General features: G+C 39.4%; 19 protein-coding genes. 7 read left to right on the forward strand and 12 right to left on the reverse strand.

Annotated elements, in window-relative coordinates:
* Nucleotides 1–212 precede the first annotated feature (212 nt).
* From PSE60_RS06755 to PSE60_RS06770, 4 genes are all read left to right on the forward strand, one after another.
* Nucleotides 213–980 carry a basic amino acid ABC transporter substrate-binding protein gene (locus PSE60_RS06755; RefSeq protein ID WP_371031681.1) on the forward strand — a complete coding sequence of 256 codons (768 nt, stop codon included), beginning with the start codon at nt 213–215 and terminating at the stop codon, nt 978–980.
* Between the two features lie 66 nt (nt 981–1,046).
* Entirely contained in the window at nt 1,047–1,811 is a 765-nt protein-coding gene (locus PSE60_RS06760) for an amino acid ABC transporter permease (RefSeq protein WP_102140354.1), read from the forward strand.
* Complete coding sequence (locus PSE60_RS06765) at nt 1,798–2,520, forward strand: amino acid ABC transporter ATP-binding protein (RefSeq protein WP_109912194.1); 723 nt, start codon at nt 1,798–1,800, stop codon at nt 2,518–2,520. Before PSE60_RS06760 ends, PSE60_RS06765 begins: the two co-directional genes overlap by 14 nt.
* A gap of 99 nt (nt 2,521–2,619) precedes the next feature.
* A complete protein-coding gene (locus tag PSE60_RS06770) occupies nt 2,620–3,168 on the forward strand; it encodes an NADAR family protein (RefSeq protein WP_272664926.1) in 549 nt (182 codons plus the stop codon).
* A gap of 98 nt (nt 3,169–3,266) precedes the next feature.
* Here the strand turns inward: PSE60_RS06770 and PSE60_RS06775 are convergent, their stop codons facing one another.
* Nucleotides 3,267–3,725, reverse strand: a complete 459-nt coding sequence (locus tag PSE60_RS06775; protein WP_272664927.1) for a GNAT family N-acetyltransferase — start codon at nt 3,723–3,725, stop codon at nt 3,267–3,269.
* 103 nt (nt 3,726–3,828) lie between these two features.
* Between PSE60_RS06775 and pdxR the strand changes: the two genes are divergently transcribed.
* Nucleotides 3,829–5,316: a MocR-like pyridoxine biosynthesis transcription factor PdxR gene (gene pdxR, locus PSE60_RS06780; protein ID WP_272664928.1), complete on the forward strand. Its 1,488-nt coding sequence runs from the start codon at nt 3,829–3,831 to the stop codon at nt 5,314–5,316.
* A gap of 94 nt (nt 5,317–5,410) precedes the next feature.
* A complete protein-coding gene (locus PSE60_RS06785) occupies nt 5,411–5,992 on the forward strand; it encodes a YebB family permuted papain-like enzyme (RefSeq protein ID WP_272664929.1) in 582 nt (193 codons plus the stop codon).
* A gap of 31 nt (nt 5,993–6,023) precedes the next feature.
* Here PSE60_RS06785 and PSE60_RS06790 read toward each other — a convergent pair whose 3' ends face one another.
* From PSE60_RS06790 to PSE60_RS06815, 6 genes are all read right to left on the reverse strand, one after another.
* Entirely contained in the window at nt 6,024–6,701 is a 678-nt protein-coding gene (locus PSE60_RS06790) for a CerR family C-terminal domain-containing protein (RefSeq protein ID WP_272664930.1), read from the reverse strand.
* 21 nt (nt 6,702–6,722) lie between these two features.
* Nucleotides 6,723–7,988 (reverse strand): M24 family metallopeptidase, encoded by a 1,266-nt coding sequence (locus PSE60_RS06795; RefSeq protein ID WP_272664931.1) that lies wholly within the window; start codon nt 7,986–7,988, stop codon nt 6,723–6,725.
* A gap of 185 nt (nt 7,989–8,173) precedes the next feature.
* Nucleotides 8,174–8,521 carry an HNH nuclease YajD gene (yajD, locus tag PSE60_RS06800; protein WP_210838838.1) on the reverse strand — a complete coding sequence of 116 codons (348 nt, stop codon included), beginning with the start codon at nt 8,519–8,521 and terminating at the stop codon, nt 8,174–8,176.
* A 171-nt stretch (nt 8,522–8,692) separates the two neighbouring features.
* Complete coding sequence (locus PSE60_RS06805) at nt 8,693–9,724, reverse strand: methionine synthase (RefSeq protein WP_272664932.1); 1,032 nt, start codon at nt 9,722–9,724, stop codon at nt 8,693–8,695.
* Nucleotides 9,725–9,753: 29 nt separating this feature from the next.
* Nucleotides 9,754–10,731, reverse strand: coding sequence for a DUF1852 domain-containing protein (locus PSE60_RS06810; protein WP_210838840.1), 978 nt, complete (start codon nt 10,729–10,731; stop codon nt 9,754–9,756).
* 440 nt (nt 10,732–11,171) lie between these two features.
* Entirely contained in the window at nt 11,172–11,777 is a 606-nt protein-coding gene (locus PSE60_RS06815; RefSeq protein ID WP_272664933.1) for a DJ-1/PfpI family protein, read from the reverse strand.
* An 85-nt stretch (nt 11,778–11,862) separates the two neighbouring features.
* Here PSE60_RS06815 and PSE60_RS06820 point away from each other — a divergent pair, with 85 nt between their 5' ends.
* The gene (locus PSE60_RS06820) at nt 11,863–12,408 is read left to right on the forward strand and encodes a TetR/AcrR family transcriptional regulator (RefSeq protein ID WP_272664934.1); all 546 of its coding nucleotides are present in this window, start codon (nt 11,863–11,865) and stop codon (nt 12,406–12,408) included.
* Nucleotides 12,409–12,509: 101 nt separating this feature from the next.
* On the opposite strand, the gene ahpF is transcribed toward PSE60_RS06820, so the two are convergent.
* The 5 genes from ahpF to PSE60_RS06845 form a co-directional block, all read right to left on the reverse strand.
* Nucleotides 12,510–14,084 carry an alkyl hydroperoxide reductase subunit F gene (ahpF, locus tag PSE60_RS06825; protein ID WP_272664935.1) on the reverse strand — a complete coding sequence of 525 codons (1,575 nt, stop codon included), beginning with the start codon at nt 14,082–14,084 and terminating at the stop codon, nt 12,510–12,512.
* Between the two features lie 117 nt (nt 14,085–14,201).
* Nucleotides 14,202–14,765, reverse strand: coding sequence for an alkyl hydroperoxide reductase subunit C (ahpC, locus tag PSE60_RS06830; protein ID WP_272664936.1), 564 nt, complete (start codon nt 14,763–14,765; stop codon nt 14,202–14,204).
* Between the two features lie 188 nt (nt 14,766–14,953).
* Nucleotides 14,954–16,078 carry an ABC transporter permease gene (locus PSE60_RS06835; protein ID WP_210840102.1) on the reverse strand — a complete coding sequence of 375 codons (1,125 nt, stop codon included), beginning with the start codon at nt 16,076–16,078 and terminating at the stop codon, nt 14,954–14,956.
* A gap of 5 nt (nt 16,079–16,083) precedes the next feature.
* Entirely contained in the window at nt 16,084–18,840 is a 2,757-nt protein-coding gene (gene rbbA, locus PSE60_RS06840) for a ribosome-associated ATPase/putative transporter RbbA (RefSeq protein WP_272664937.1), read from the reverse strand.
* A complete protein-coding gene (locus PSE60_RS06845; RefSeq protein WP_272664938.1) occupies nt 18,837–19,907 on the reverse strand; it encodes an HlyD family secretion protein in 1,071 nt (356 codons plus the stop codon). The genes rbbA and PSE60_RS06845 overlap by 4 nt, the downstream gene beginning before the upstream one ends.
* Between the last annotated feature and the right edge of the window lie 53 nt (nt 19,908–19,960).

Genomic DNA, 19,960 nt, shown 5'->3' on the forward strand with positions numbered 1-19,960 from the left:
AAGCTCTATTTCAATATTTGGCTTTTCTCCTATTCATTTTTGCATCAATCAAGATTTAATCGATTATCTCTTGTTTATATTTAAATAAATATTTTTTCCACACAAAAACTGAACCCTAAAATTATCTCACTTAGGCATATAAAAATCATTTGCTTACCACAGCAATATTATGTATTTTTATTCACTATAAATGCATAATTAAAGAGGTTGATATGTTTAAAAAATTAGTTTTTGCTGGCTGTATGTCATTGGCAGCCTTCGCCGGGAATGTTTACGCAAAAGAAAGCTATACGGTTGGTGCTGGTGGAACTTACCGTCCATTCGAATATGAAAATAGCCAAAAACAACTCGAAGGCTTTGATATTGATATCATTAAAGCCATCGCGGAAGCAGAAGGTTTTGACGTTAAACTTGTCAATACTCCTTGGGAAGGGATTTTTGCGACTTTATCGTCAGGTGATAGAGATATTTTAATTTCGGGGATTACAATTACCGATAAGCGCAAAAATATGGTTGATTTTTCTAATCCCTATTTCCCAGCTGAGCAAGCGATCGTTATCAGCGAAACATCTGATGTAAAAGATTTAAATAGCTTAAAAGACCTGAATGTAGGCGTCGTAAACTCCAGCACAGGTGACATTGTTGTTTCTGATGTAATCGGAAAAAACAGCACATCAATTAAACGTTTCGACAATACTCCGCTTTTATTACAAGAGCTATTTGAAGATGGTATTGATGCAGCTGTTGGTGATGTTGGTGTGATTAAATATTACATAAAAACGCACCCCGAGAAAAAATTCAAACTGATCTACGATAACCACTTCGAAAAACAATATTTTGGTATTGCTGTCGCAAAAGGAAATAGCGAATTACAGCAAAAAATAAATAATGGCTTAGATAAAATTATTGCAGACGGTACTTACAATAAAATTTACCAGAAATGGTTTGATGAAAATGTTCCTCAATTACCAAAACAATAATTTAATCTAACTTAAGGCCATCCTTGGATGGCTTTTTCACGTTATAAATCAGGGTGAAATATTAAGATGTCTGCGTTTCGTTGGGAAATAATTGAAGAATATGCTCCGTTATTTGCTGAAGGCGCAATGATGACGATAAAAGCAACCATCATTTGCGTTATTTTAGGCTCATTATGGGGGTTAACTCTCGGCTTAGGAAGAACTGCCAAAGCTGAGCAAGGAATTTGGAAACCTATTTTACATTATTTTGTACAGTGGCCTGTTCGCTTCTATGTCAGTGCTTTTCGTGGTACTCCGCTATTTGTTCAAATAATGGTTGTTCACTTTGCCTTAGTTCCACTATTTATTAACCCGCGTGATGGCTTATTTGTTACCTCAGGGATTATGTCTGTTGATACGGCTAAAATGCTCCGGTCCGATTACGGTGCATTTTTATCTTGTGTCATTGCAATCACTTTGAACTCAGGGGCTTATGTTTCTGAAATTTTTCGTGCGGGCATTCAATCTATTGACAAAGGGCAGATGGAAGCCTCGCGTGCGCTTGGTATGAGTTGGGCAAAAACAATGCGTAAAGTGATCCTTCCGCAAGCTTTTCGTCGTATCCTTCCCCCGCTTGGAAATAACGCCATCGCGATTGTTAAGGATTCCTCCCTTGCTTCCGCAATTGGCTTAGCTGATCTCGCCTATGCAGCGAGAACGGTATCCGGTGCTTATGCAACTTATTGGGAACCCTACTTAACGATATCTGTGATTTATTGGATGCTGACATTTATACTTGCTCAGTTGGTGCAATATATGGAAAGAAGGTTGGGCAGAAGTGATTTACGTTAATAATTTACAAAAGAAATTTGGCGATGCTCATGTACTTAGAGGTATTTCTTGCGAAGTTAAACCTCAAGAAGTGATTTGTGTCATTGGCCCTTCTGGCTCAGGAAAAAGTACCTTCTTGCGGTGTTTAAACGCACTAGAGCGCCCAGATGGCGGTGAAATACAAGTTAACGGTTTTAACGTTCATGACCCTAAAACCGATTTAAATAAAATGAGAGAAAATGTGGGGATGGTGTTTCAGCGTTTTAACTTATTCCCTCATATGACCGTGCTAGAAAATTTAATGATGGCACCAACCTTAGTGAAAGGAATAAAAAAGGAACTGGCGCTTAAACAAGCTGAACAGCTCCTAACCAAGGTGGGACTGTTAGATAAAATTGATGCATGGCCAGCCAGTTTATCCGGTGGTCAGCAACAACGTGTTGCTATTGCCCGGGCCTTAGCAATGCAACCGTCCATTTTGTTATTTGATGAACCGACATCGGCACTTGACCCTGAATTAGTTGGGGAAGTACTTTCTGTGATGAAAACCCTTGCGAATGAAGGTATGACGATGGTTATCGTCACCCATGAAATGGGATTTGCGCGTGAAGTTGCTGACCGCGTTATGTTTATTGACCAAGGCATAATTCAAGAAGAAGGTACACCAGAACAACTCTTTACTGCACCTAAAAACCCACGAACTGCGGAGTTTTTAAGTAAAGTACTTTAATTTTTTTACCTGCTTAGCAATCTAAGCAGGTTTTTCTGATATCCAAATCTTTTTATTATCGATAAGCTAAGAATATCACTCCTTAATAAATCTTAAGTTATGGATATCAAAAGCCTCTGTAAACAATACCGCTCAGGAAAAAAATTTAAATATGTTTTCTTCTGGGGCCACCAAACCAAGCAAAACCAAATTACAAAAAGCTGTTTCAGCCAATGGTACCCTTCCCCATTTATTGTCGATAATCACCGTTTTGCTAGCGCAGAGCACTTTATGATGGCAGAAAAAGCACGCTTATTTAGTGATTTAGAAACATTGGATAAAATTATTCACGCACCAAATCCTGGAGCAGCTAAAGCATTTGGTCGTGAGGTTCGTGGGTTTAAACAAGATATTTGGGATGAAAACCGTTTTACCATTGTTGTTGCGGCGAATATGGCCAAATTTTCTCAAAATATAGAAATTAAGCAGTTTTTACTTGCCACAAACGAACGTGTTCTGGTTGAAGCTAGTCCTGTCGATAAAATTTGGGGAATAGGCCTTGCCGAAGATGCTGAAAATATTGAAAACCCATTAACATGGAAAGGGTTAAATCTGCTCGGTTTTGCATTAATGGATGTTAGAAGTCAGTTAGCCAATCTAACTCTCTAATTTTTCGCTTATTTTCCGATAAAAACAAAAAACCCGTTGTGACTAAACAGCGGGCCTATCAATATGTTACTGAATATAGGATATGCTACTACGTTTTATTACAAAGGCATTCTATATTCAATTACCCCTGGTTTTTCTGCAACCCAATTATATAATTTTTGACCTCGTAAATTGGTTTCCTGTGTATGCCAATATAAGCGGCCACATTGTTTTTCTTGCGCTTGTGCATGTACAAATTCAATTAATTGCTTCCCTACATGTCGTCCCCGCATTTCTGGCGACACATACAAATCTTCTAGGTAACAAAAATCATTTTCTGCCCATGTTGAACGGTGAAATAAATAATTTACAAAACCAACAACTTTTCCATCTTCAAGCGCAACCGCACAATACATCGGTTCATTTTCATCAAAAAAGCGCTCCCATGCTTTTAAGGTAATTTCTTCGCTTAAATCTACTTGATAAAATTTTTGATATTCCAGCCAATACACTAACCATGCTGGATAATGTTCTGGAGCAACAAATTCCACGGTAACTGATAATGCTGTTTTACTCATAATAACCCTTCCATTTGTAGACATATTACATAATGGAGTTATAGTACATAGCAATCTGGCTCTGCATAAGAGACACTTTTGTTATTTATTTAGGAACCACTTTATGCGACGTCAACAACATGCGCAGTTTCCATTACTCTTACTTGAAGATGGGCACATTAAGGAAAATGTTTATCACACAATACGTAGCGCTATCTTAGATGGACGTATTGCTGCTGGTGTTAAGCTACCTTCTTCGAGAGCATTAGCGGAAATGATGTCGATCTCGCGAAACTCGGTCATTGCTGGGTTTGAACGATTAATTGATGAAGGGTATCTTTATTCGAAAAAAGGCTCAGGAACTTATGTTTCGCCCCATATTCCTGATGAATTAGTTGGCACCATAAGTAGCACTAAACAGCGTGACCAATCTGGATACCCTGCATTAAATCTGAACCCTAGAGTTTCTACTTTAACAAATTTATGGAAAAACTCACGACCGAATACCGATAAGAACTCAATGTTTAATATTGGTATTGGCTGTGTTGACCAATTTCCACATGAATTATGGGGTAGATTATTAGGCCGAGTTTGGCGTAAATCCAAACATACAATTACGCATTTTAATCACCCTGATGGATATACACCGCTAAAAAATTTATTAGTCGATTACGTTCGTTCTACTCGCGGAGTTCATTGTAAACAGCAACAAATTATTATTGTCAATGGAACACAGCAAGCCATTAATTTAGCTGCAAAAGTCTTATTACAGCAAGGAGATAAAGTATGGTTAGATGACCCTGGCTATGATAGTGCAAGAGCTATTTTAACCGCGGCAGGTGCTGAGATTGCCGCAATTCCATCTGACAGAGAAGGAATGGATATTGTATACGGTGCAAAACACCATGAAACAGCAAAATTAATTTATACCACGCCTTCTCACCAGTTTCCTCTCGGCACAACCCTCAGCTTACCGAGACGTTTAGCATTATTGGATTGGGCGCAACAAAATAATGCATGGGTTTTTGAAGACGACTATAACAGTGAATTTCGTTTTCTATCAAAACCTATTCAAGCCTTACAAGGCTTAGATAATCATCAACGTGTTATTTATGCAGGGACATTCTCTAAAATGATGTATCCCGGTTTTCGTTTAGGCTTTTTAATTGTGCCAGAAATTCTGAGTGAGGCATTCACCATGATGAAATATTATAGTGATAGCCACTGTAGTTATTTAGAACAGGCTGCTTTAGCGCAATTTATCCAAGAAGGCCACTATGCACGCCACGTCAGAAAAATACGAAAGATATGTTACGACCGACAAAATACGTTTATCAATGCCATCAACCATTATCTCCCGCATTTATTTGATGTACAAATGACAGATTCAGGCATTCATACCGTTTGTTGGGTTAAAGATGGTTATGATATTAACCTGATCCTTAACCAATGCCGTCTGTTAGGCTTTGGCGCACAACCGCTATCGCGTTACTGCATTCAAAGTACTCACCAAAATGCGATTCTATTTGGCTACGCCGCTCATTGTGAAAATGAGATAATTAGCAACGTAAAATTACTTAGCAATCAATTGAATAAAATATACCCTAGTTAAACAAAAATGATTTTCAGCTTTTATCTGATAGCTAGGAATTTTTCTAATCTTTATAACTGTACCTTAATAGCATTGTTTATATTGAGGCACTTTTATGACAAAAATAAATTATCCCCATGAGTACGAAGTTGGCGATGTTGTCTTTACCAGTATTGGGACCGAATTATTTCGCCAAATAGCCTCAGCATCTTTATGTTGGAGTAACCATGTTGGCATGATTGTCGGCCATAATGGCGAAGACTATTTGATTGCAGAAAGTCGGGTTCCGCTTTCAACAACGACAACCTTATCTCGCTTTATTTCCCGTTCATCTGGTAACCGTTACAGCGTACGTCGATTGGCTCATACACTAACCCATGAACAAAAATCCGCATTAATCGCTGAAGTTCCTGCTCGCTTAAACAAATTTTACCACACCGGGTTTAATTACAATTCACCTAGGCAGTTTTGCTCTAAGTTTGTTTTTGATATTTACCAATCTGCTTTGTCAGTCCAAATTGGTGAAATTGAAACATTTGAAGAATTATTAACTAAAAATCCGAATGCCAAATTAAATTTTTGGAAACTTTGGTTTATTGGCCAAATACCATGGGACCGTAAAACAGTTACTCCAGCGAGTTTATGGCATCACCCTGAATTATCACTCGTATATCGTAGTCATGAGGATATTCATTAAAACAATGTGGGCAATAAACTTGTTATTATTATCATGTAGGCCTAATATCATGAAAACCTAACGCCTTCATGGCCATTAAACTGATTTGTTGCAAAATATCCGCTAATAATGCGTTATCGATTTGCTCGCACTTTAAGCGTTTAAGGAGTGGTTTTCGTGCAACAACAAAACCTAATACTTGGCCAATTAGCACATGAGCCTGAATAATTGCAGTTTGTTCATCAACTGAACTCGCAAGTTGAATTATCCCTGACAAACGCGTATGAAAAGGCTCAATAAAATCACGATAAATGACATCATAATTATCTGTTGGTTCTAATTGCTCACGAAGGATCAACACGGAATAAAATTCATGGTCTGGTGATAACAACGCATTTCCCAGCCCTTTTATTAACAAACATACCAATTGATTTATTTGCTCTGCATTTATCATTTCTTGCTGTGTTATATCAGCAAATAGCGTATCAAACGCTAGAGTGTTACTTGCTAATGATAAATCAGTTGCGACTTTATGAATAACAGCGGCATATACACCTAATTTCCCTCCCATATGATAAGGGATCGCAGATTGATTTACGCCTGCATTTTCAGCTAGTTGGCGAGTTCTTACACCATTAATACCATGAAGAGCAAATTGCTTGATCCCTTCGTTAATCAGCTTATCTTTGGTTGACTCCGAAGAAAGGGTATTTTTATTGGTATCAGTCATATTCCGCTGTTATTCCGTGAATTAATTATCCGCCCGCATAAGATATGTTGAATTATAATTCAATTCAACGCCCTGCTCTTTACCCACAACGGCTGTTCCACCCAAATTACAAAGATGGTGACCAAATGCACAATTGGGCTCAAACGCAAATGTCATACCGGCTTGTAACACCAATTCTCTACCTGGATTCGGCAACCGTTCCAATTGTCGATATTTTTGAGCAATTGGTAAAGATTCAATCCCCGGTGCAGTTCCAAAACCTATTGGCCCATAAGGATTAATACTATGAATCAAAGGATGCACATGCCACCCCTTTGATTTTAAAAGTGGTTGTTCCATTTTATCAACCACTTCCCCAAAAGTAACACCTTCTTTAAGGTTTTCAACACCAATTTCATAACATTCACGAGCAACAGCCGCTGCTTTCTCAATATTTGGATGGACTTTTCCCACGGCAACAGCGGCTTGGTGCTGAGTCTCGTACATCCCATACAATGCAAATATTTCAGTTAAAACGATATCTCCTTGTTGAATTTTACGCGGATGTTGTGAACGATATTGCCATGCAGGTTGGCCCCAACCAATATATTCAGGTCCTGACCCCATCAAGATCTCTGCAGTAAATCCCCCCATCGACAAACATTTTGCAGTAACTGCCGCAGCAATATCTGCCTCTGAATTCCCTACAATCGCCGTAGTACGCATCGCTTCACTCATAGCCTCACCTATCATGGCGGCATGCTTCACATGCTCAAGCTCTTCCGCACTTTTCACTGAGGCTAATTGAAAAAATGAGCGATAAACAGGAACAATATTCAGATGGGGTAATCGCTCTTTTATTCCTGATAAGGTGTTATATGGCATCGCACCATCAAAATAAAATGGTGGGTAAGGTTCTAAACCAATTACTCCCAAATTTGCATTCGCTGAAATACCTAAATCAACTAATACTTGTGCAATATTTCGCCCTGTTTTACCCACAATAATCTGTTCTGGAGAGATCCACTGCTGGTCGCCACGAATCTTCGCTTGCATATGGTCAGCGACCATCATCGGTGCAAAAGTGACGACTAAAGGTGTTTTATCTTGGTGGAAAATAACTACGGAACCTAAACGGTCATTGGTAAAATAATGGTCAATACAAAATGGCGCGGGAGCGGCTGACTCTCTATCTCCATAAACCATTAATACTTCAAGATCATGTTGTTGCATGATTGTTCGAGCAATGCTCCATCTTCTATCACGTTCTTCAAAGGTAAATGGGCGAGGTATGGTTGCTATATTCATATATGATCCTTTTAATATTTAATTCATTTGAATGAATTAAATATTGGATGTAATACGCATATTTGTCAAACCATTAAATGAACACTTTGTGCTCATCTAGAATGATGAACACACGCTCAAATACGCACAAAAAAGCACTCTAAAGAGTGCTTTTAACTATATTCAACTGAATTTGCTATAAAATTTTATTTTTTCTTATTTAACATCGATTGTAAATCAGCGAAAGGGTTATAGGTTGCCGCTGGAATATCTTTTTGAGCATCCTCACCAGCAATAACGGTTGTTCCGTATTGGTCTGCTTCAGTATATTTTGAGTGTTCGTGATCATGGCAAAATAGGCACAATAGTTCCCAATTGCTGCCATCTTCTGGGTTATTAGTATGATCATGGTCGATATGGTGAACCGTTAATTCACGCAAATTTGAATACACAAACTCACGGGTACAGCGTCCACAAACCCATGGATAAATCTTAAGCGCTTTTTCACGATAGCCACTTTCCAATCGCGCATAGTTTTTAGGGATCAAAGCCATTGCCAATATTCCTATTGAAGATAGTAATTTTGAAATAATACGCCTAATATACCTCAAGTAAGAGCAAAAAAATAAACTCAAAGCAACAAAAAACCCAGATATCATGAAGTCCCAACTTTATAGGGCACCTCATCAATTCTGGGTCCTTTTATTCGTTAATTTATACTTAGATTACTTATTCAACAATTCTCTGCGGATAATCTCAGCACCTGCACTTAATGCATTAAGTTTACCCGTTGCGATACGACGAGAGAGCGGTGCCATCCCGCAGTTTGTTGATGGATAAAGCTTATCTGCATCCACAAATTGCAGTGCTTTACGTAGCGTATTGGCGACTTCTTCTGGTGTTTCGATAATATGACTGGCCACATCAATCGCTCCTACCATCACTTTTTTACCGCGAATAAGCTCAATCAAATCCATTGGAACATGGGAGTTATGGCATTCCAAAGAAATAATATCGATATTCGAGGTTTGCAGTTTTGGGAAAGCTTCTTCATATTGTCGCCACTCAGAACCCAGCGTCTTCTTCCAATCTGTATTGGCTTTGATGCCGTACCCATAACAGATATGAACCGCGGTTTCACATTTTAGCCCTTCAATCGCTCTTTCTAGTGCAGCTACACCCCAATCGTTAACTTCATCAAAGAATACATTAAAAGCTGGCTCGTCAAACTGAATGATATCAACGCCCGCCGCTTCAAGCTCTTTTGCCTCTTGGTTCAAAATCTTAGCAAATTCCCACGCCAATTTTTCACGGCTTTTGTAATGATTATCATACAGGGTATCAATCATCGTCATCGGTCCAGGAAGCGCCCATTTTATCGGCTGCTTCGTTAGCTTACGTAAAAATTTAGCATCTTCGACAAAAACAGGCTTTTGACGTTCAACCGCGCCAACCACTGTTGGTACACTCGCATCATAACGATCACGAATTTTAACCACTTCACGCTTTGCAAAATCAACACCGCTGAGGTGCTCAATAAATGTCGTCACAAAGTGCTGACGGGTTTGCTCGCCGTCACTAACAATATCAATCCCTGCACGCAGTTGATCTTCAAGGGATAAGCGCAATGCGTCTTGTTTTCCCTCAATGAGTTCTTCATTTTGCAACTTCCAAGGAGACCAAAGCGTCTCAGGTTCAGCAAGCCAAGAAGGTTTTGGTAAGCTACCCGCGGTAGATGTTGGTAATAATGTTTTCATAATAATTGACCTTAAATTTTTATAATTAATCAAAGCGCGTAGTTAGCAGACCATTGCTCTAGAATATGCTTATAGGGTTCAATAAAGTGTTCTTCCGTATATTTCCCTTGCTCAATAGCCAATCGGCTACGTTCTTCGCGGTCATAAACAATTTTTGTTAATGAATAATCTTGGTTCGTCAAACTCGGTTGGTAGCATGATCCCGCAACGGAGTTCGCATTGTAAATCTCAGGGCGATAAATCTTTTGGAATGTTTCCATCGTGCTAATCGTGCTAATTAATTCAACATTGCTGTAATCGCTCAGCAGATCTCCCGTAAAATAAAATGCCAGCGGTGCAACACTGTTTTGAGGCATGAAATAACGAACCTGTAATCCCATCTTTTTAAAATATTGATCCGTTAATGAAGCCCCATTTTGCTGATATTCAATACCTAATACAGGGTGTTGATTACCCGTACGATGATAAACATCTTTATTTGAGACACTTAAGCAAATGACTGGTGCCTTACTAAAATGGGTTTTGTATTCGCTAGAATTAACAAAACATTTAAAGATATTCCCATGTAAGTCACCAAAATTTTCTGGAATACTAAAGTTTGCTTGGTCTTTATTGTGATCTAACAATAAAACACTAAAATCATAATCACGTACATAAGATGAAAAGTTATTTCCAACTATGCCCTCAGTACGTTCGCCTGTTTTGTGATCAACAATATTGGTTTTCAATATTTCAATCACAGGAAAGGTATTACTATTCCCTTCAACACTCATCTCAACAGAAATAATTTCAAGTTCGATAGAGTAACGGTCACTTTTAGGGTTATCCCAGTAGGCTAATGTATTGAAACGATTGTTCATCATGACAAGCGTGTTACGCAAATTTTCTTGGCGATTTTTCCCTCTGGCTAAATTAGCAAAGTTAGTTGTAATACGTGTATTTTCAGAAGGATTATAATTTTCGTCAAAAAGACTACTTTTAATCGTAAATGTAAAATTTTTGTTCATCGTCTCGTCACACCCTAAATTCCAAGATGGAAACTCAATTGACTTCTTGATTTTCTAGAAGTTTTAGTTGTCCATTCATCAATCTTTATGTTGTAAATACGTTAATTCGTTTGCGTTATCTAATTTATGCCAGAGCTGTTGATTGAGTGAAAGCGACTTAATTTCATTTCAAACATGAACGATTTTCATGATCATCTATTTTACTTATTTTAATTATGTGACAGAGAACCAAGAAATATTATTTTGTATTATAATTCATTATGTTAAGTTTATTTCATGGACACTTTCCTAGAGGAGATGAATATTCGACATGAAGACTTAAACATTGGTTAGTGAAATAAATTTATTTAATACAATGAAAAATATTTAGGTGATACAGTCAAAGTCATTAACTACAATAATAAAAGGTGGCACATTATTTATGCACCACCAACAAGAAGTTAATTATGTTTGGCTTGGTTTAGTGTTGATTGTATTAAATTTTCAAATTCTAATTGTTGTCCAGCAGGTAAGACATGGCTCAAGGTTTCTTTGCGTTTCTGTTTACCAAATAGAGACTCAATCAGCCAACCAACAAGATATACGGAAGATAAACAGCCTCCCGCAGTTGCAACTTTTCCATGGCATACAAGAGGATGATCAATAGGGGTTATTTTTCTATTTACAAGGCCTTCACGTGCATCAGGATGAGTTGTTGCTGCACGTTCTGGTAATAAACCCAGCTCATCTAAGATAAATGCACCAGCACAGATAGAACCAATATATTGACGTTTTGGATCCAAATGTAACTCAGGTAAAAAATTAGGATTGATTAAAGCATTTGGGATACCAATCTTACCGCTACTAAATAAAACTGCATCGGCAGTATTGGCTTCTCTCACCGCACCATTAACCGTAACGGTTAATCCATGAGCAGAATAAACTGTTGGTGTTGCGCCTAAAATACGCACACGCCAATCCTGTTGATTACGCCCCAAAATATCCCACATCAAAAATAAATCGATATCTGTAAAATCATCGAAAGCGATAATCGCTATTTCTTTCATCTAATTTCCCTTACACTCTTACTAATACAAGTTAGAGTTAAACAGTAGCAATAATATTTTCACCATACACAGTCTGTATTGAGCAATGAAAAAATTAACTAGAGAGTGTTGGGTCAACGCAGGATTTAAAATATTAGACACTGAGGGGCATACCCGCTTTTCCAGTGAAAATATTGCTAGGCAGCTAAATGTAACCCGAGGATCTTTTTACCATCATTTTAAAAACCGCGAAGACTTTGTACGTACATTGCTTTCTCGTTGGGAGTTTGAATATACCGAGCTGATGTTGGCTCAAGCTAACATGGGGCGTACTCTTGATGATGTATTAAAAAGATACCTTGATGTAGCCTCCCAAAAACATCCATCAAGAGAAATAGCGATCCGAGCTTGGGCGCTCAACGACCCTCTAGTTGCCGAGTACCAACACCGTGTTGATGAAAAGCGTTTATCATTCATTATTAAAAAATTGCATCTGCTTTTTATTCCTCACGACTACGCCGAAAAAATTGGGAAATTAATTCATTTATGTTTCATTGGCGGCCAAATGTCAGGAGATCGACACGATGCTCAGGAATTTAACCAACTTATTCTTAATACACTGAGTTTAAAAAAACTTATTTTCCGTTTTTAAAGTTATTTATTTTTAATATTGACACATTTTATGCACAAAAAAAAGGCACTCGCCCCGAGTGCCTTTTGACTACAACTCACTGAATATAAAGTAAATTATACCTATTCAGCGGTTCTGGTACTTGTGCGGATAAGGTAGTCAAATGCGCTAAGTGCGGCTTTGGCCCCTTCTCCGGCGGAAATAATAATTTGCTTATAAGGGACTGTGGTACAGTCACCTGCAGCAAAAATACCTTTAATGCTGGTTTCATTACGAGCGTCAATTTCAATTTCGCCCATACGGTTTCTGGCGACCGTATCACCTAACCAATTGGTATTTGGCAATAAACCAATTTGTACAAATGCGCCAGCAACTTCAAGTAAATGGACACTATTATTAGTGCGGTCTTTGTATTCAAGACCTGTCATTTTACTGCCATCGCCTTTTACTTCTAAGGTTTGTGCATTGACGATAATATCGACATTTTTCAGGCTACGGGCTTTTTGCTGTAACACTGAGTCCGCTTTCAATTCTGGTGCAAACTCCAGCACGGTCACATGTTCAACCACACCCGCTAAATCGATAGCCGCTTCAATACCCGAGTTACCGCCACCAATAACAGCAACACGTTTACCTTTAAATAATGGGCCGTCACAATGCGGACAGAATGTTACGCCTTTAGTGCGATATTCTTGTTCCCCCGGAACACCCATATTTCTCCAGCGTGCACCCGTTGAAATAATAATACTACGTGATTTTAAGATACCACCTGATGCTGTTTCGATTTGGTGTAATCCACCTTCTTCTGCAGCAGGGATCAGTTTTGCAACTAATTGACCATCAATGACATCAACATCATAGTTGTCCACATGGTTCTTTAATGCACCTGCAAAAATGGCGCCTTCCGTTTTGATAACTGAAATATAGTTTTCAATATCAACCGTATCCATGACTTGGCCACCAAATCGCTCACCAATCACACCAGTGCGGATCCCTTTACGCGCCGTATAAATTGCCGCTGAAGCCCCTGCTGGGCCACTACCAATAACAAGCACTTCAAAAGGTTCGCGCTCTGTTAGTGATTTTGCTGCACGCGCATCCGCATTGGTATCGACTTTGCTAACAATCTCGCTTAATGTCATACGCCCTTGACCAAACTCTTTTCCATTCAGGAAAACCGCAGGAACGCCCATTACATTACGTTCATCAATTTCATTTTGGAAAAGTGCACCATCAATAGCGGTATGGCTAACACTTGGATTTAAAACCGCCATCAAGTTCAGTGCCTGAACAACATCTGGGCAGTTATGGCAAGATAAAGAATAATAAGTCTCAAAATGAAACTCACCTTCAAGACCTTTAACCTGCTCTAATAACTCTAGTGCTTCTTTCGATGGGTGCCCACCAATTTGCAATAACGCCAGCACAAGAGAAGTAAATTCATGTCCCAGAGGCGAGCCTGCAAAACGCAAACCACTATCTGTGCCTGGGTTAGTAATTAAAAAAGAAGGTGTTCTTACTGCACTATTGCGTTCTTCACGCACAGTAACTTTATCGGACAACGTCGCAATTTGTTCTAACAGCTGTTTGATTTCATTTGATTTTTGGCTGTCATCTATATTAGCAACTAATTCAACGGGTTTAGTTAAACGTTCTAAATAGGCTTTCAATTGTGCCTGTAAATTATTGTCGAGCATGTAATCCCCTTTAATTTTTATCATAAAATCGGGTACATATACCCGTCATGATCCAAGTTGCAGGCCTAGACACCTGCAACCTGAATTATTCAGTATTAATCAATTAAGATAGATTAATTAGATTTTGCCGACTAAGTCCAAAGATGGAGACAGCGTTGCATCACCTTCTTTCCATTTAGCTGGGCAAACTTCACCTGGGTGGCTAGCAACATATTGCGCTGCTTTTACTTTACGCAGTAAATCTGAAGCGTCACGGCCAATGCCTTCTGCTGTAACTTCAATCGCTTGGATAATACCTTGTGGGTCAACAACGAAAGTACCGCGGTCTGCTAAACCTTCGTCTTCACGCATATTTTCAAAGTTGCGTGTTAATGCGCCTGTTGGGTCACCAATCATTGTATATTTGATTTTACCGATAGTTTCTGAACTTGCATGCCATGCTTTATGGGTAAAATGTGTGTCAGTAGAAACAGAGAAAATTTCAACACCTAATTTTTGGAATTCTTCATAATGGTCAGCAATGTCACCCAATTCAGTTGGGCATACAAATGTAAAGTCAGCTGGATAAAAGAAGAAAACACTCCATTTACCTTCAACATCTTTCTCTGAAACGTGAATGAACTCACCGTTTTTAAATGCTTGGTTATTAAATGGTTTGATTTTAGTATTAATTAATGACATATGATGTTCTCCTGTTTGGTTGCCTATTAAATTACTGTTTTACAGTAGCTTAATCCAATCATTACCTACTATCGATTTGATAGGTACAGTCTAATCATATTTCAAAAATCAATAGGTGAGACATTAAAACGCTTACTAATCTGTTCAGCAAGCGTTTTATTTATAAGGTCTATTTTATGTTCTGTGAGTTAAGCCATGGTGGCAATCGTTTTGCGAAAACGAATGAGTGCAAGGGAAAAGAATACAGCGCCAATGACAACGAGCACTGCAAATTGAGGCCAAACAATTTGGAATCCTGCTCCACGATATAAAATCGCCTGAGCTAAACTAACAAAGTGTGTGGTTGGCATGGTTAACATAATATCTTGAACGAGCTGGGGCATACTTTCTCGTGCTGTCATCCCGCCAGAAAGCATGTTTAATGGCAACAGCACTAAAATCATCAACAAACCAAACTGAGGCATGGATCGTGCAATTGTCCCCATAAAAATACCAATTGATGTTGTCGCAAATAAACTCAAGGCAACCCCACACATAAACAATAAGATAGACCCTTCAATGGGGACTTGTAGCAATGTTTTTACCACTAAAATTAAGGAAACACCGGATGCAATCAGTACCACCAGCCCCATTGACCATATTTTTGACATCATAATTTCAAATGGTGTTAGTGGCATGACCATCAAGTGCTCAACGGTACCGTGCTCTCGCTCTCTGATAAGTGCAGCCCCCGTCAAAACGATCGATAGCATCGTAATATTATTGATAATTGCCATAACAGAACCGAACCATGACTGTGTCAAATTAGGATTAAAGCGCATGCGCACTTCCAAATCGACAGGCAAACTCGCATTACTACGGTATTTTGCTAAAAATTCGTTCACTTCTCCTAAGGTAATATTTTGAATATAACTATTCCCTAAGAAGGCTTGGCTCATTCGTGTTGCATCAATATTCACCTGAATTTCCGGATGACGGCCGGCAAGTACATCACGTTGAAAGTTAGGCGGAATATCTAATGCAAATGTATATGAGCCACGGTTTAACAAACCATCAATTTGGTCTGGTGTGATATCTACGGGTGATAAGAAGTAAGGTGCATAAAAGCTATTGATTATCCGGTTTGATAACTGCGACTTATCTTGGTCAGCAATTGCAATGGGGGCATTATGTAAAGAGCCGGGTGTCACGGTTGCTGACGAATATATTGACACCGTAAAAGCAAAAACAATTAAAGCTAGCATCGCTTTATCGCGGCCTAAACTGCGTAATTCTTTGATACCTAAATTAAATATATTCTGAATTTTACGTATCATCACTATGCCTCCTGCTTTTTCAGGAATAAAACACTTAATCCAATAACTAGTGGTACGGTGATCAGTAATGGAATAAATGATGACTGTAAATCGAATAAATTTAATCCCTTAGAAAAGGTTCCTCGCGTGATAGTCAGAAAGTGTGACGTTGGATAAACCATTCCAACCCAACGGCCAATACCCTCCAATGATGAGACAGGGTCAATCATTCCTGAAAACTGAGTTGCTGGTATCAACGTGATGATAGAAGTACCAAAAATTGCCGCAATTTGGCTTTTCATAAAACATGAAATTAGTAGTCCCATACCTGTTGCAATACTGATATACAGAAATGCTGCTAGCGTTAATGTCAGAAAACTACCTTTGAATTCAACACCAAATATATACACTGATAATATGCAAAGTAATACAAAGTTAAACATACCTAATAAAATGTAAGGGAGCTGTTTTCCAAGTAAAAATTCTAATTTGGTGATCGGGGTGACATAAAGATTGATAATCGAACCAAGTTCTTTTTCTCGAACAACACTTAACGCACTCAGCATCGCAGGTATCATCATTAATAATAATGGAATAACCGCGGGAACAATCGCCGGCAAGCTGCGAACATCTGGGTTATAACGATATCGCGTTTCAATGTCGATAGCGGGCATTCCAGCAACGCCTACGGGTTGACGAGCAGCCATCGTACTTAGCCATGCTAAGTGCATTGCTTGTACATAGCCACGCACAGTTTCAGCACGGTTTGGCATGGCACCATCAATCCACACGCCAATTTTAACGTTATTACCACGGGCAACATCCCTTGCAAAGTTAGGTGGAATTTCAATCGCAACGGTAATATTGCCGCTACGCATGCCAGCCTCTAAATCATCATAGTCTTTGATTGGAGGTTGTTCGATAAAGTAACGTGAACCTGCTAAGTTCAAAGTATATCCCTGACTTAGCCCTGTTTGGTCGCGATCGAGTACTGAAAAGCGTAAATTTTCCACATCCATGCTAATACCGTAACCCATGATAAACATAAGAATTACAGTCCCCAATAACGCCAGTGTTGAGCGGACAGGATCTCGACGCAATTCCATTCCTTCCCGAATGGAATAACTGAATAACCGACGCAAGCTAAAGCGTTTTTTCAATGCTTCAGTCGCTTGTTCTTTCAGTTCAGGGTCAACATGAAACTCAGGCGCAGTTTCTTGCCCTTGCCCTGCATCACCTACCGCATCTTGCAAATAAGCAATAAAGGTTTCTTCTAACGTCGCTAATCCGCGTTTTTTGGTTAAGTTTGCAGGCGTATCACAATCAAGTACCTTTCCTGCGTGCATCAATGAAATCCGGTCACAGCGTTCGGCTTCATTCATAAAGTGAGTTGAGATAAAGATTGTGACGCCGTCACGCCTTGATAAATCGACCATTAAGTTCCAGAACATATCTCTGGCAACAGGGTCCACTCCCGACGTTGGCTCATCGAGGATTAACATTTCAGGTTCATGAATAACGGCGACAGCTAAAGATAACCGTTGACGAATTCCTAAAGGCAAATCGTCTGGCATTACGTCTCGCACATCATCAAGTTCAAAACGCTGACACATTTCATCTACACGCTGAGGAATTTTATCTTCCGGTATATGGAAAAGTTTGGCATGCAAAACAAGGTTTTGTTCAACACTGAGTTCACTATATAACGAGAATGCTTGCGACATATAACCGACGCGCTTACGGGTCTCGATGTCTTTAGGGTCAATTTCTTGACCAAATAGCCAAGCTTGACCTTCACTGGCTTGAAGTAAACCCGTTAGCATTTTCATGGTGGTGGATTTACCACAGCCATTGGAGCCTAGAAAACCGAAAATTTCCCCTTTCGGAATTTTAAAATTAACATGGTCAACAGCGACAAAGTTGCCAAAACGCATGGTTAGATCTTGGGCTTCAATGGCAATAATATTGTCTTTTGTGGTATCACGCGCAGGGATCACAACCTTCTTGTGCCCGCTACGCTTTTCTTCTGGTAGTAATTGAATAAACGCAGCTTCAAGGTCATCACATTGCGTCTGTGCTTTTAATTCAGATGCATGACCCGTGGCAAGCACCTTGCCATCATCCATTGCCACTAACCAATCAAAATGTTCGGCCTCTTCCATATAAGCTGTTGCGACCAAAACACTCATATTGGTTTGTCGCAAACGAATACGATCGATTAAATCCCAAAATTGTGCACGAGATAACGGGTCAACCCCAGTGGTAGGTTCATCTAAAATTAATAAATCGGGATCATGAATTAACGCACAACATAATCCCAACTTTTGTTTCATGCCCCCTGATAACTTGCCGGCAGGACGGTCTTTAAAGGGTGCAAGCCCTGTACTTTCAAGTAAATCTTGAATGCGATATTCACGCTCAGCTTTTGATTGACCAAATAAACGACCAAAAAAATCGACGTTTTCATAAACAGATAATGTATGGTAGAGATTCTTCCCTAAACCTTGCGGCATGTAAGCGATGCGAGGGCAAACAGCTCGACGGTGTTCAATATCATTCATATCACCATCAAGTACCGTTATTTGCCCTTGTTGAATCACTCTTGCCCCCGCGATCAGAGAAATCAAGCTTGATTTTCCTACACCATCTGGGCCAATCAACCCAACCATTTTTCTTGCTGGGATGGAAAGCACAATGTCATCCAACGCACAATTATCACCATAATGCTGGCTGACATGCTGTATATCGATAATCACATCATCCATCAGTTTATTGGTCATTGTGGTAATCTCACCTCAAGTTCAGCAGGCCAAGATTCATTCGGATCTAAACGTACATACGCTTTACCGGGTAACCCTGTTTTGACATATTCTAAGTGTTGCCCTAATAACTCAGGGGAAATACGCGCACGTACTCTGAACATCAATTTTAAGCGTTCATTTTGTGTTTCTACGGTTTTGGGTGTGAATTGTGCAACACTTGCCACGAATGTGGCTTTTGCTGGGATCACGATGTTTGGTGCAGCATCGAGTATAATGTGAACATCACTGCCTAAGGCAACTTTACCGGCATCTTCAGTTGGTAAGAAAAAGGTCATATATACATCACTTAAATCAACCATATTCAAGACCCGCCCACCAGCACCAAGTACCTCACCTGGTTCAGCTACACGATATTGAATACGACCATTTCTTGGCGCTTTTAGAATGCTGTCATCTAAATCCGCAATAATACGACGTTCCGTTGCTGTCGCTGCATCAACACGGTTTTTCGCTTGAACAATACCGGCACTTGCAGAATCAATCGCTGATGTCGCGGCGGCAACTTGCGCTTTTGACGCCTCCAATGCTGCGCGAGAACCTTGCATTTGTGCTGTATCGTCATCGACTTGTTGTTGAGAAACAGCGTTGGTTCTTACCAAAGCTCTAGAGCGATTCAACCGTTTTTGTGCAGCGTCTAATTCCGCTTCACGTTGACGAACAACGGCTTGAGCAGCAACTTTTTCACTTTTTCGTTGGGCTAAAGCAGATTCGGCTGTCGTCACTGCGCTAATCGCTTGGCGCAACTGGGCTTGTACTTCATGAAGCTGCTCTTGAAGCGCTCGAGTATCCATACGAGCAAGTTCTTGGCCTTCTTTAACAAAATCCCCTTCTTTGACGTTAATCGTTTCAATGCGCCCTGCAGTCTTAGTCGCAATATCAATTTCCGTTGCTTCTATACGACCATTACTTTGTGCAAATCCAGCAGGTAGCCCACCTGAGTTAACATTCCAGTAATAAAAACCACCCGCAACAATAATTATTATTAAAATGATGTAAAAAGATATTTTTTGCTTATTTATTTTCATACCATCCCTTTCCATTAAATGAGAAAACAAGGAACAACAATTATTTTGATTAT

Source organism: Providencia sp. PROV174, assembly GCF_028480685.1.
GTDB classification, from domain to species: domain Bacteria; phylum Pseudomonadota; class Gammaproteobacteria; order Enterobacterales; family Enterobacteriaceae; genus Providencia; species Providencia rettgeri.

Coding starts and splice junctions, on each gene's coding strand:
- PSE60_RS06770 (WP_272664926.1), top strand. CDS start 2,620: ATGGATATCAAAAGCCTCTGTAAACAATACCGCTCAGGAAAAAAATTT.
- PSE60_RS06760 (WP_102140354.1), top strand. CDS start 1,047: ATGTCTGCGTTTCGTTGGGAAATAATTGAAGAATATGCTCCGTTATTT.
- PSE60_RS06795 (WP_272664931.1), bottom strand. CDS start 7,988: ATGAATATAGCAACCATACCTCGCCCATTTACCTTTGAAGAACGTGAT.
- PSE60_RS06755 (WP_371031681.1), top strand. CDS start 213: ATGTTTAAAAAATTAGTTTTTGCTGGCTGTATGTCATTGGCAGCCTTC.
- PSE60_RS06815 (WP_272664933.1), bottom strand. CDS start 11,777: ATGAAAGAAATAGCGATTATCGCTTTCGATGATTTTACAGATATCGAT.
- PSE60_RS06785 (WP_272664929.1), top strand. CDS start 5,411: ATGACAAAAATAAATTATCCCCATGAGTACGAAGTTGGCGATGTTGTC.
- PSE60_RS06845 (WP_272664938.1), bottom strand. CDS start 19,907: ATGAAAATAAATAAGCAAAAAATATCTTTTTACATCATTTTAATAATA.
- ahpC (WP_272664936.1), bottom strand. CDS start 14,765: ATGTCATTAATTAATACTAAAATCAAACCATTTAATAACCAAGCATTT.
- PSE60_RS06810 (WP_210838840.1), bottom strand. CDS start 10,731: ATGAACAAAAATTTTACATTTACGATTAAAAGTAGTCTTTTTGACGAA.
- PSE60_RS06775 (WP_272664927.1), bottom strand. CDS start 3,725: ATGAGTAAAACAGCATTATCAGTTACCGTGGAATTTGTTGCTCCAGAA.
- yajD (WP_210838838.1), bottom strand. CDS start 8,521: ATGGCTTTGATCCCTAAAAACTATGCGCGATTGGAAAGTGGCTATCGT.
- PSE60_RS06805 (WP_272664932.1), bottom strand. CDS start 9,724: ATGAAAACATTATTACCAACATCTACCGCGGGTAGCTTACCAAAACCT.
- pdxR (WP_272664928.1), top strand. CDS start 3,829: ATGCGACGTCAACAACATGCGCAGTTTCCATTACTCTTACTTGAAGAT.
- PSE60_RS06790 (WP_272664930.1), bottom strand. CDS start 6,701: ATGACTGATACCAATAAAAATACCCTTTCTTCGGAGTCAACCAAAGAT.
- rbbA (WP_272664937.1), bottom strand. CDS start 18,840: ATGACCAATAAACTGATGGATGATGTGATTATCGATATACAGCATGTC.
- PSE60_RS06820 (WP_272664934.1), top strand. CDS start 11,863: ATGAAAAAATTAACTAGAGAGTGTTGGGTCAACGCAGGATTTAAAATA.
- ahpF (WP_272664935.1), bottom strand. CDS start 14,084: ATGCTCGACAATAATTTACAGGCACAATTGAAAGCCTATTTAGAACGT.